This window comes from Candidatus Zixiibacteriota bacterium, assembly GCA_034003725.1.
Classification (GTDB): domain Bacteria; phylum Zixibacteria; class MSB-5A5; order GN15; family FEB-12; genus WJMS01.
Genome location: JAVEYB010000021.1, coordinates 18,586 through 29,732 on the forward strand (window position 1 = coordinate 18,586; position 11,147 = coordinate 29,732).

Sequence of the window (11,147 nt, forward strand, 5' to 3'; positions counted from 1 at the left end):
TATCTCATTACAAATTAGCCTGTTGGAGGCTGTAATCAGACTATGTTCAGAAGCCGCCGCATCATACGAGGCACCGGTGTATCGGCCGGTATTGTCATGGGTACCGCCCGGATAATTTTCCCGGGTGAGAAGAAGGTACCGGAGGTGGCGATTGCCCAGTCGCAGGTGCAGTCCGAGTTGGCGTCGCTCGAGCGAGCGGTTGCGCGGACGGTGGGTGAGTTGACGAAACTTCGAGAGTCGGCCGGTCGGCGGATTGGCGGGCCGGTCGCGAAGATATTCGACGCGCAGTTGCTGATCGCGAGCGACTACGAGTTCCTGCAACAGGTTAAGGAGCAGATAGCGCAACAGCGCCGCAATGCGGGCTATATTTACAGTACGCTGGTCGGTCAGACCACGCTGCAGTTGAAGCGGTCACCTGACGAGTACATGCGGCAGATGGCAATAGACATCGAGTCGGTAGCGGACCGGGTTTTGTCGCATTTGAACAAGCACCGGCAGCGGCTGCCCGTGAAGTTCAGTCCGAACACAATTTTGGTGGGCAAGATGTTTACGGCCGCGGAGGTCATGAGTTATCGTAACCTCAAGGCGGTTGGGTTGTTAACAAATGAGGGCGGCCGTAATTCGCATATGGCGATGATTGCGCGGTCGCTCATGATGCCGGTGGTTGTGGGAGACTTCACATGGAGTGACATTCCCGACAGTTGCCGGATTATACTCGACGGAACGAATGACCTTGCGATCATCAATCCAACCGACAACGACTGGTCAGATTACCAGAGGTTACGGAAGCGTCAGGGTCCTGCTCTCATCACGCGCATCAAGCGGCTCCCGCACATTCCGCCGGTCACACGGGATGGACAGGAGGTGCCGGTCGCGGCGAATCTGGAACTGCCCGGGCCGGTAGAGGATGTGCTGGCGGAGCGGAGGGTTCCGATCGGGTTGTATCGCACGGAGTTCATGTATCTGCAGGCCAATCACTTTCCTACCGAGGACGAGCAGTACTCGTACTATGTTCGGATTGCCGAGAAATTTGCCGCGACCGAGGTTATTTTCCGAACGTTTGATCTCGGTTCGGACAAATTCAAAGAAGACGGACTTGTTCAGCATGAGGACAATCCGGCGCTGGGGCTGCGGGGGATCCGCTCGATGCTCGAGATGCCGGATATTTTCAAGCAACAGATCCGGGCGATACTTCGCGCATCGGTTCACAACAACATCCGGTTGATGCTGCCGATGATATCAGACGCGACCGAGGTCGATCGGGCGAGCCGTCTGATCGCGCAGGCGAAGTATGAGCTTCGCAAGGAGCGGGTGGCGTTTGATCCCGACATCAAGGTTGGTATCATGGTTGAGGTGCCGTCGGCGGCGCTGATGGCCGAGCAGTTGGCGCGGCGGGTGGATTTCATGTCGCTGGGGACGAACGACCTGACGCAGTACACGCTGTCGGCGGATCGCAACAACCAGCGGGTGGCATCGTTGTATTCGCCATACCATCCATCGGTGCTGCACCTGATGAAGCTGACGGTGGACGCATGCCGGAAGGCGAGTATCCCGGTGTCGATTTGCGGGGAGATTGCAGGAGATCCACTGGCGTTGCCGTTGTTCATCGGAATGGGGGTGAATTCGCTGTCGATGAACCCGATGAAGATATTCGACCTGTGCCGTCAGGTAAAAAAGATTGACTCCAACCTCGTTAAGCATTTGGTTGGCTCGGTGATGGCGAGCGGCACTCCCCAGGCGGTTATCCGCAGGCTGCAAAGTTACCGGTCGGCGCTTGACAAGACATAACCAGAGGTACTCATGAGAAGCACGGAAGTTTCGATTCTTGACGATATAGAGAAGATTCGCGCCGCCGACCCCGGCAACATGTACAACCGGATATTCGATTTTCCGGAGCAGCTGCATGACGCGTTGAAGATGGCCAGGGCCTGGGATGTGTCGCAGGGCGATTTCCCGGACGTGCGCAATGTCGTGCTGGTCGGCATGGGGGGATCCGCGATCGGTGGCGACCTGATTCGGTGTTACCTTCAGTCCGAGCTGCTGGTGCCGTTTTCGATCATTCGGGGGTATGCGCTTCCGGAGTACGTTGACGACGAGACGCTGGTGATCGCATCGTCCTACAGCGGCAATACCGAAGAGACGCTGGCGGCGCTCGATGACGCGTTGCAGCGCAAGGCGCTGATTGCGGTGATGTCGACGGGTGGCATGATGGCGGATGTTGCGGAGTTGAATGCGATTCCGATGCTGGCGTTACCGGGCGGCATGCAGCCTCGGGCGGCGCTGGCGTATTCGTTCGTGCCGCTCCTGGTCTTTTTCGAGAAGATCGGTCTGATCAAGGGTTTTTCAGGCGACATCGGGGTTGCGGCGGACAGACTGGGAGCCCGCCGCGAGAAATATATCGAGGATAATCCGCTGATTTCCAATCCGGCGAAGCACATTGCCGAGGCGATCAAAGGAAAGATTGCGCTCATCTACGGGGGGCCGTCGTTTACGGGCGTGGTGGCGCAGCGATGGAAGGGACAGATCTGCGAAAACGGGAAGAACCTCGCGTTTGCGAATGAATTTCCGGAGTGCAATCACAACGAGCTGGTGGGCTGGACAAAGGCGACGATCGAACCGCACGTGGAGCATCTGACGGTTTTCATGCTTCGGGATGCCGGCGATCACCCGAAGATCCGCAAGCGCATGAATATCGTGAAGGCGATAGTCGAGAACTGCGGCGCCACGGTTCAGGACGTACACTCTATGGGCGAGAAGCCTCTGGAGCGGATGCTGAGTCTCATACAACTCGGCGATTTCGCGTCGTACTATCTGGCGGTACTCAACGGGATGGACCCGACGCCGGTCGAGGTAATCGAGAAGCTCAAAAAGGCGCTTGCGGATTGATGCGGGTTCCGGTCATGCCCGGTACAATCGACGCAGACCGTCCGATCGACCACCTGGTACGGGAGTATCCCGGACTGGTGAAGTTTCTGATTGACCACAATCTGCCCTGCGTGGTGTGCGGTGAACCGTTCTGGGGGAGTCTGAGGGAACTGGCTCATCAGAAGGGAATGGATGACCAACAGGTGCAGCGGCTGGTTGAAGAATTCGCAAATCGTCATTAAGCATTTTGTCCGGTGAGCCGTCATTCTGACGGATGAGTGTATCGCTGCGCTGCGTTGACAAGATTCCGACGAGGGCCTATATTCGACCGTGACATTTCATCTGAGGAAAACGCTGGGAGTGTGTCTGGCCGCCGTGATCCTGACGGCGTCGTCGGCGTCGCCGCTGTTTGCGCAGGAGGCCGACGAACCGGCGTTTCTCACCAACCGAATCAACGCCTTAGTTCTGATCGTAGTCTTTTGTGCAGCCGTGCTGTATTTCACGTACGAGGCGCGGAAGGGCAAACGACTGTTTCTCAGGAAGATTGCAGGACTGGATGCGGTCGAGGAGGCGGTCGGTCGGGCGACGGAGATGGGTCGCCCGGTTTTGTACATTCCCGGTATTCTCGACTTGGACGAGATGGACACGATTGCCGGGGTGTCGATTTTGGGGCGGGTGACGAAGATCATCGCCGAGTATGAGACGCCGCTGATAGTTCCGGCGCGGTATCCGACGGTTCTGGCGGCCTGTCAGGAGATATGCGAGCAGTCGTATGTCGAGGCGGGCAAGCCCGACGGGTTTAACAAGGATTCGGTTCGCTATCTTGCGGGCGAGCAGTTTGCGTTTACGGCGGCCGTAAACGGCATCATGATGCGCGAGCGTCCGGCCACGAACATCTTTCTCGGGGGGTTTTTCGCCGAGTCGCTGCTGCTGGCGGAAACGGGCAACGCCGCCGGTTCGATCCAGATCGCCGGAACATCGCAGCCCGAGCAGCTTCCTTTTTTCATCGCGGCCTGCGACTACACGCTGATGGGCGAAGAGTTGTACGCGGCATCGGCGTACCTTTCGCACGAGCCACTCATGACGGGCGGTTTGAAAGGACAGGACCTGCTCAAGGTGGCGTTCATCGCCGTGATCGTGATTGGTGTGGTGTTGTCGCTTCTGGACCACTGGGACGTGATCGACTTCTTTGACATCTATTCAGCGTGGTTCCAGGAGGCCTGATGCGTCGTACCGCGCCCGTCATCACCGCGTTCGTCACCGGCGTCGTCGTCACCATTTCCTTTTTCTTCAACGAACAGACCACGTTTATCGGTCAGATCCAGAGCGGCATCCTGATCTGGGTGACGATTATTTTCGGTATGTCGCTGGCGCTGGGGATGGTGTCGATCACGCGGGTCAATTTCAACAAAGTGAAGCGCCGCCAGGAAGGGTGGCCGTACAGCCTCCTGGTTATCATCTCGGTATTCGTGATGGCGATCCCGTCGGCGCTTCCGGTCTCGTGGTCGCCGTTGTTCGGTCGCAACGAGGGGTCGATATACTACTGGCTGTGGACGCGGATTTCGGAGCCGATGATGGCGACCATGTTCGCTATGCTGGCGTTTTATATCGCGTCGGCGGCGTACCGTGCGTTTCGCGCCCGTAGTACGGAGTCTACGCTGCTGCTTCTGACGGCGGTGGTGGTCATGTTGTCTCGGATTCCGATGGGCGAGTGGTTTCTGCGGCTGTTTCACCCAAGCCTTCCCGACTGGATCAATATCTATATCATGAACGGGTTCAACCTGTCGGTGCAGCGCGGCATTATTATCGGCGCGGCGCTGGGAGCGGCATCGATGTCGCTTCGCATCATCCTCGGGATCGAACGTACCTACATGGGGAAGGGGTGAGTTCATGACCGTGTGGGAACGAATCGCCGCGATGGATCGCCGCTGGATCTACCTGATGTGCGGGATTGCCGTGCTGGTGCCGTTTATCATCCCGGTGTCGCTGCCGGTGTACACGACGCCGGAGGTGCAGCAGCTGTACGACGCCGTGAACAGTCTTCCGGATTCATCGATCGTGATGCTTACCTACGATTACTATCCATCGACAGTGGCCGAGACGGAGCCGATGTCGCGCGCGGCGCTGCACCATTTGTTTTCCAAGAACTGCAAAGTTGTGACGCTGAGCAATATTCCGCTGGGCGGGCCGACGATCGCCGAGCGGGTGACCCGCGAGCTGGCCGCGGAATACGGCAAGGTGTACGGAGTTGATTACGTCAATCTCGGGTACAAGGCGAATTACGTTGCGGTGATGAAGGGGCTCGGGACTGCCATATCGGGAATTTTCCCGACGGACAATACGGGTACGCCGCTGACGCAACTGCCGCTGATGCAGTCGGTGCGAAACTACGAAGATATCGCGTTCATATTCGTGGTCGCCGACAACGCGACCGCCGACTACTGGGTGTCGATCGTGAACGCGCAGTACGGCGTGCCGATGTGCTGCGGCGCGACGGCGGTGATGGCGCCCAAGCTGTATGCGTTCGTGGGGTCCGGGCAGCTGCAGGGGCTGCTTGGAGGAATGAAGGGTGCGGCCGAATACGAGCAGTTGCTTGGCCGCAAGGACCGCGCGGTGCGCGGTATGGACGCCCAGTCATTGATCCACCTGCTGATAATCGTGCTGGTGGCGATCGGCAACCTGGGTTACTTCATGGGCCGGCGGGCGAAAAGGGGTGAGCGCGCATGAGTACGTTTTCCCCGTTTGAGCTCTGGATCATGGCCTTCGTGACTTTGGCCATCTTTTCGTTTTTGTACCGGGACAACCCGGTGTACCGTCTGGTGGAGTCGATATTCGCGGGTTTGTCGGCGGGGTATTATTTCGGATTGATGTGGGACACCGTGTTGATGCAGCAGGTGGTGTACCCGATCCGGACCGACGGGGCGTGGTATTTGCTGATCCCGACGGCGCTGGGCGTGCTGCTGTTTTCGCGGCTGACGCGCTCGTATTCGTACTTGTCGCGGGTGCCGCTGGCGTTTGTGATCGGGTCGACCTCGGGCGTGTTTATCACATCGCGGCTCCAGGGGCTGGTGCTTCCGCAGATACGCACCACCTTCATGCCGCAGAACATTCCGGGCGGTTCCACGGATCCGGGCATGATCGTGGTGTTGTCGGCCATCGTGGTGATCGGCGTGATCGCCACGCTTATCTATTTCTACTTCTCGCACGAGCACAAAGGCGCCCTGGGGGTGACGGCCAAGGTCGGCATCTGGTTCATCATGATTTCGTTCGGGGCGCATTTCGGCTACACGGTGATGGGGCGTGTTTCGCTGTTGATCGGTCGGGTGCAGTTTCTGGTGGAGAGCTGGATCGGGTCGTTCACAAGCTGATCGAGCGGGGCGCTTCGTCTTTACAGCGGGGCCATTCCCTGTTATATTTCCGGGCATGAAATCACCAGCATATTACTTGAGAACGGCGGTCGTATGTCTCGCCGTGTTTGTGGCGGGCTGTTCGCAGGATTCGGACCGTCCGGTGTACGACACCGCGAAGAACGCCGACGGTTTTCCGCGCGCGGCCCTGGCACTGATCGACGATATCGAGTCCCAGCGGCTGTCGGACTACGAGTCGATCGCATTGCGGTTTGAAACACTGTACGGCGAGCACATGGAGCTGCTGGACAATCGGGCGTGGGCCGGAGTCATTCTCCGGCTCGGCGACAAGTTCCGGGTGTGGGCCGATTCGCTGGCGGGGCTCGGCCCGGAGACGTACTACCGGGCAGGCGGTCTCTATGCGCTGGCATCGTTTGCCCGTCCGGACGAACGCGAGACACGCGAACTGAAGGATTTGTTTGAGACCTGGCGCGAGGCGGTCGAGGCCGGTCCGCCGGCGTCGCTGTTCCACGAACCGACCGCCCGGCCGTCGATGAAAGATCAGATCGAGCTGGCCAAGGCGTTTGTGCTGTCGGATTCACTTCATCGGGCCTTTGCGACCCGGTATGTGCTGGGGCGTTTGTTTCGTGCCGGGGATACCAACTGGGTTCGACCCGAGTTTCTTCAGCAGTTGCGTGCGGCCGACCAGGCGTTTCTGGACTATTCGGGGGTAGCAGATTTTGCATTCGAGACGCCGCTGGCGCGATTCGACTCGGGACGGATAGAGTTGATTGACTGTCTGATGACGCCGGTCGGCGGCAGCCGATATCGGGTCGAGGCGTATTTCATCCCGCGCGACAGTATCTCAAAGGATATTGGCGTAGTTTTTCGTATTCAATCGCCTGATGCGACGCCATATACTGTTTCGTACGACGGTCGGGAATGGATACCGTACGACTTTTCTATGCTTCGTCCGAGTACGGAGTGGCTGGCGGATTCGGTCGCCGTGGCGGTAGAGACTCTCTATTATGAGGGGGAGGCGGCTCCGGCGGTGATCGGGTTGATGACGCTGGATCAGGCGAATCCGCGTCCGGTGCCGCTTGATGGTTCGGCGGAGCCGTGGTTTGAGTTGCCGCGTGCCGTTTTTCCTGAAACCGCAGTTGACTCAATTAGATAGGTCCATGTTCGGGGTTTAGGGCTTGTGCGTCGGGGGGGCATTGTCTACCTTGGGCACAGAAAATCAGGGAGAATCCGTGAAAGTCATTATACCGGTAGCCGGCGAAGGAACCCGGCTGAGACCGCACACCCATTCCGCTCCAAAGCCGCTTCTGTCGGTGGCGGGCAAGCCTATTCTGGCGCATGTGCTGGATCCGGTGGTGCCGCTGGAGCCCGACGAGGTGGTGTTCGTGATCGGTTACCGGGGAGACCAGATACGGCAGTTCGTTGCGGATTCATATTCGTTTAAGGCGACCTTTGTTCAGCAGGATCAACTGCTCGGGCTGGGGTACGCGGTTAACCTGGCGATGGAACGGATCGCGGGCGGGCCGTTGATGATCGTGCTGGGGGATACGGTCGTCCAGTGTGATTTGAAGCAATTTCGTGATGCCGGCGATTATGTGCTTGGGCTTCGTCAGGTCGAGGATCCGCGACGGTTCGGGATTGCGGAATTGGGCGACGGGGCGGTGGTGCGGCTGGTCGAAAAGCCGGAAGATCCGCCGACCAACCTCGCGGTGATAGGGGTGTATTATTTTTCTGATTGCGGGCCGCTCAAGCGGGCGCTGGACGAGCACGTGCGGTCCGGCAGGACCGTGCGCGGAGAGATACAACTGACCGATGCGCTGGAGATGCTGATACGGTCGGGGCACCGATGCACGCCGTTCGAGGTACAGGGCTGGTACGACTGCGGCAAGAGGGAGACTCTGCTGGAGACCAACCGCGCCCTGCTCGAGTTGAATTCTCACGGGCCGAAATCGGCGGGGTCGCATATCGTGCCGCCGGTATATATCGGCCGTGACGTGGTGCTGGAGCGGGCGACGATCGGCCCGCACGTGTCGATCGGTGACGGGGCGATCGTGAAGGATTCCCGCATCAGGGATTCGATTGTGGGTCGGCGCGCCGTAATCGAAGGATGCGAACTCGGGGAATCGCTGGTCGGCAACGAGGCACGGGTGTGCCGGGTGCGGGGGCAGGTCAACCTGGGCGATCACAGCGAAGTGGAACTGGCGTAGCCCCCGCCCATGAGCGGCGGCGGCTTTTCCATATCAAAGGAGAGCGATACATGTCTTCAGGCGACTTTCTTTTCACCTCGGAATCGGTAACCGAGGGGCATCCGGACAAGCTGTCGGACCAGATATCGGACGCCGTCCTTGACGAAGTCCTCCGCAAGGATCCGCGCGGCCGAGTGGCCTGTGAGACGTTTGTGACGGTAGGGCTGGTGATTGTCGGGGGAGAGATCACGACGGAGTCGTATGTCGACATCAACAGGCTCGTGCGCGGCGTGATCCGGGAGGTGGGTTATGACCAGCGCGCGTACGGGTTCACGTTCGATACGTGCGCGATCCTGAATTCGATCGGTTCGCAGTCGCTGGATATCGCGCAGGGTGTGGATACGGGCGGCGCGGGGGACCAGGGATTGATGGCCGGTTACGCGTGCCGGGAGACGCCGGAACTGATGCCGATGCCGATCATGCTGGCCCACAAGATCGCGCGGCGACTGGCCGACGTGCGCAAGAGCCGGATCCTGCCGTATCTCGGTCCGGACGGCAAATCGCAGGTGACGGTCGAGTATATCGACGGTCAGCCGGCGCGTGTGGACACGGTGGTCGTTTCGACCCAGCACAGCGAGGAGATACTGGACGATAGCGGCAAGCAGATCACGCAGCGGTCGCGCGACGAGATTATCGAGCAGGTCGTATCGCCGGTCGTCCCGAAGGGAATGCTCGACGACAGGACGAAGTACCATGTCAATCCGACGGGCAAGTTCGTGATCGGGGGGCCGCAGTCCGACACGGGCATGACCGGCCGGAAGATTATCGTCGACACGTACGGCGGGATGGCATCGCACGGCGGCGGCGCATTTTCCGGCAAGGACCCGACCAAGGTCGACCGCTCGGCATCGTACATGGCGCGTTATATCGCCAAAAACGTGGTGGCATCGGGCCTGGCGGCGAAGTGCACGATCCAACTGGCATATGCGATCGGTGTGGCCGAGCCGGTGTCGCTGATGGTGTTTTGCGATGGAACTCACAACGTGACCGAGAAGCGAATCGCCGAGCTGATCCGCAAGCATTTCGACATGACGCCCCGGGGGATAATCAACTTACTGGATCTGACGCGGCCGATTTACAAAAAGACTGCCGCGTACGGACATTTCGGACGCACGGAGCCGGAATTCACGTGGGAACGGACCGACAAGGCAGACCTGTTAGCAAAGGATGCATAGAGTATGGCTGTGAAACACGATGTGAAGGACCTGGGTCTCGCCGCCGAGGGCAAGGCCAAAATCGAGTGGGCGGACCGGTCGATGCCGGTGCTTGCGCTCATCCGGCAGCGCTTCGAAAAGGAGAAGCCGCTGAAAGGCGTCAGTATCGCTGCGTGTCTGCACGTGACGACCGAAACAGCCAATCTGATGCGGACGCTGAAGGCGGGTGGCGCCACGGTTGCGCTGTGCGCCTCGAACCCGCTGTCCACGCAGGATTACACCGCCGCGGCGCTGGTCAAGGAGTACGGTATCTCGGTGTTCGCGATTCGCGGTGAGGACAACAAGACGTACTATCGGCACATTCACCAGGCGCTCGATATCAAGCCGCACATCACGATGGATGACGGCGCCGATCTGGTGAGCACGCTTCACACGGAGCGTACGGACCACGCGGGCACAGTGTGGGCCGGTACCGAGGAAACCACGACCGGCGTGATCCGTCTCAAGGCGATGGCGGCCGACGGCAAGCTGTTGTTCCCGGTAGTGGCGGTGAATGACTCCAAGACCAAACACTTTTTCGACAACCGGTACGGGACGGGGCAATCGACGCTGGACGGCATTATTCGCGCGACCAACATCCTGCTGGCCGGATCAACGGTAGTCGTCGCGGGCTACGGGTGGTGCGGGCGCGGGGTGGCGGTACGGGCGAAGGGCATGGGCGCGCGGGTGATCGTGACCGAGGTCGACCACGTAAAGGCGATCGAGGCGGTGATGGACGGATTCGAGGTGATGCCGATGGCCAAGGCGGCGCCGCTGGGGAACCTGTTCATTACGCTGACCGGCGACCTGAACGTGATTCGGCTGGAGCACTTCAGGAAGATGAAAGACGGCGCGATCGTCTGCAACTCCGGGCATTTCAACGCCGAGATCGATATCCCGGCGCTGACGAAAGGATCGAAGTCACACCGGCAGGTGCGGCCGAATGTCGAGGAGTTTTTGTTCGGCAGCGGTGCAAAGACGAAGCGGATCATGCTGCTGGCCGAGGGGCGGCTGATCAACCTGAGCGCGGCCGAGGGGCACCCGGCGATGGTGATGGACATGTCGTTTGCGAACCAGGCGCTGGGAGCGGAGTATATTGTCGGCAACTACAAGAAGCTGGAGCGCCGGGTGTATACGGTGCCGGATAAGATCGACCAGCAGATCGCGGCGTTGAAGCTGAAGTCGATGGGGACGTCGATCGACAAGTTGACGGCGGAGCAGAAGAAGTATTTGTCCTCGTGGGAGATGGGGACGTGAGTTGGTCGTGATCTTGGGGCGGCCTCAAATCACGATATTGTCAAACCAATTTGTCAGGATGGAGCCGGGCTGCAGGCAGCCTCGGCCTACACGGCGGGTTCGAAGACGGTGTACGGTGTCAAGACATGTGTTACATATTGTGTCAGGACATTGGTTACAGTTTCTGTTTCTGCACCGGTTGGAGGAGTGTCACCGATGCTCCCGTTGTGAGATCGATC

11 protein-coding genes are annotated in these 11,147 nt (G+C 59.4%); all 11 read left to right on the plus strand.

Annotation, left to right across the window (positions count from 1 at the left end; genetic code table 11):
- Positions 1 to 42 precede the first annotated feature (42 nt).
- The 11 genes from ptsP (at position 43) to ahcY (ending at position 10,929) form a co-directional block, all read left to right on the plus strand.
- Positions 43 to 1,788, plus strand: a complete 1,746-nt coding sequence (ptsP, locus tag RBT76_15370; GenBank protein MDX9859164.1) for a phosphoenolpyruvate--protein phosphotransferase — start codon at positions 43 to 45, stop codon at positions 1,786 to 1,788.
- 12 nt (positions 1,789 to 1,800) lie between these two features.
- Positions 1,801 to 2,886 (plus strand): bifunctional phosphoglucose/phosphomannose isomerase, encoded by a 1,086-nt coding sequence (locus tag RBT76_15375; GenBank protein MDX9859165.1) that lies wholly within the window; start codon positions 1,801 to 1,803, stop codon positions 2,884 to 2,886.
- 14 nt (positions 2,887 to 2,900) lie between these two features.
- Entirely contained in the window at positions 2,901 to 3,107 is a 207-nt protein-coding gene (locus RBT76_15380) for a DUF1858 domain-containing protein (GenBank protein MDX9859166.1), read from the plus strand.
- 88 nt (positions 3,108 to 3,195) lie between these two features.
- Entirely contained in the window at positions 3,196 to 4,089 is an 894-nt protein-coding gene (locus tag RBT76_15385) for a hypothetical protein (protein MDX9859167.1), read from the plus strand.
- Positions 4,089 to 4,751, plus strand: coding sequence for a hypothetical protein (locus RBT76_15390; protein MDX9859168.1), 663 nt, complete (start codon positions 4,089 to 4,091; stop codon positions 4,749 to 4,751). Before RBT76_15385 ends, RBT76_15390 begins: the two co-directional genes overlap by 1 nt.
- Before the next feature lie 4 nt (positions 4,752 to 4,755).
- Complete coding sequence (locus RBT76_15395; GenBank protein ID MDX9859169.1) at positions 4,756 to 5,592, plus strand: hypothetical protein; 837 nt, start codon at positions 4,756 to 4,758, stop codon at positions 5,590 to 5,592.
- Positions 5,589 to 6,233: a hypothetical protein gene (locus tag RBT76_15400; protein ID MDX9859170.1), complete on the plus strand. Its 645-nt coding sequence runs from the start codon at positions 5,589 to 5,591 to the stop codon at positions 6,231 to 6,233. Before RBT76_15395 ends, RBT76_15400 begins: the two co-directional genes overlap by 4 nt.
- Positions 6,234 to 6,288: 55 nt before the next feature.
- Complete coding sequence (locus RBT76_15405) at positions 6,289 to 7,389, plus strand: hypothetical protein (protein ID MDX9859171.1); 1,101 nt, start codon at positions 6,289 to 6,291, stop codon at positions 7,387 to 7,389.
- Between the two features lie 76 nt (positions 7,390 to 7,465).
- A complete protein-coding gene (locus RBT76_15410; protein ID MDX9859172.1) occupies positions 7,466 to 8,440 on the plus strand; it encodes a sugar phosphate nucleotidyltransferase in 975 nt (324 codons plus the stop codon).
- A 50-nt stretch (positions 8,441 to 8,490) separates the two neighbouring features.
- A complete protein-coding gene (gene metK, locus RBT76_15415) occupies positions 8,491 to 9,654 on the plus strand; it encodes a methionine adenosyltransferase (protein ID MDX9859173.1) in 1,164 nt (387 codons plus the stop codon).
- A 3-nt stretch (positions 9,655 to 9,657) separates the two neighbouring features.
- Positions 9,658 to 10,929: an adenosylhomocysteinase gene (ahcY, locus tag RBT76_15420; GenBank protein MDX9859174.1), complete on the plus strand. Its 1,272-nt coding sequence runs from the start codon at positions 9,658 to 9,660 to the stop codon at positions 10,927 to 10,929.
- Positions 10,930 to 11,147: the final 218 nt, after the last annotated feature.

What these genes read in the sequence shown, in the direction of transcription:
- ptsP (MDX9859164.1), top strand. Translation starts at nt 43, where the DNA reads ATGTTCAGAAGCCGCCGCATCATACGAGGCACCGGTGTATCGGCCGGT.
- RBT76_15375 (MDX9859165.1), top strand. Translation starts at nt 1,801, where the DNA reads ATGAGAAGCACGGAAGTTTCGATTCTTGACGATATAGAGAAGATTCGC.
- RBT76_15380 (MDX9859166.1), top strand. Translation starts at nt 2,901, where the DNA reads ATGCCCGGTACAATCGACGCAGACCGTCCGATCGACCACCTGGTACGG.
- RBT76_15390 (MDX9859168.1), top strand. Translation starts at nt 4,089, where the DNA reads ATGCGTCGTACCGCGCCCGTCATCACCGCGTTCGTCACCGGCGTCGTC.
- RBT76_15395 (MDX9859169.1), top strand. Translation starts at nt 4,756, where the DNA reads ATGACCGTGTGGGAACGAATCGCCGCGATGGATCGCCGCTGGATCTAC.
- RBT76_15400 (MDX9859170.1), top strand. Translation starts at nt 5,589, where the DNA reads ATGAGTACGTTTTCCCCGTTTGAGCTCTGGATCATGGCCTTCGTGACT.
- RBT76_15405 (MDX9859171.1), top strand. Translation starts at nt 6,289, where the DNA reads ATGAAATCACCAGCATATTACTTGAGAACGGCGGTCGTATGTCTCGCC.
- metK (MDX9859173.1), top strand. Translation starts at nt 8,491, where the DNA reads ATGTCTTCAGGCGACTTTCTTTTCACCTCGGAATCGGTAACCGAGGGG.
- ahcY (MDX9859174.1), top strand. Translation starts at nt 9,658, where the DNA reads ATGGCTGTGAAACACGATGTGAAGGACCTGGGTCTCGCCGCCGAGGGC.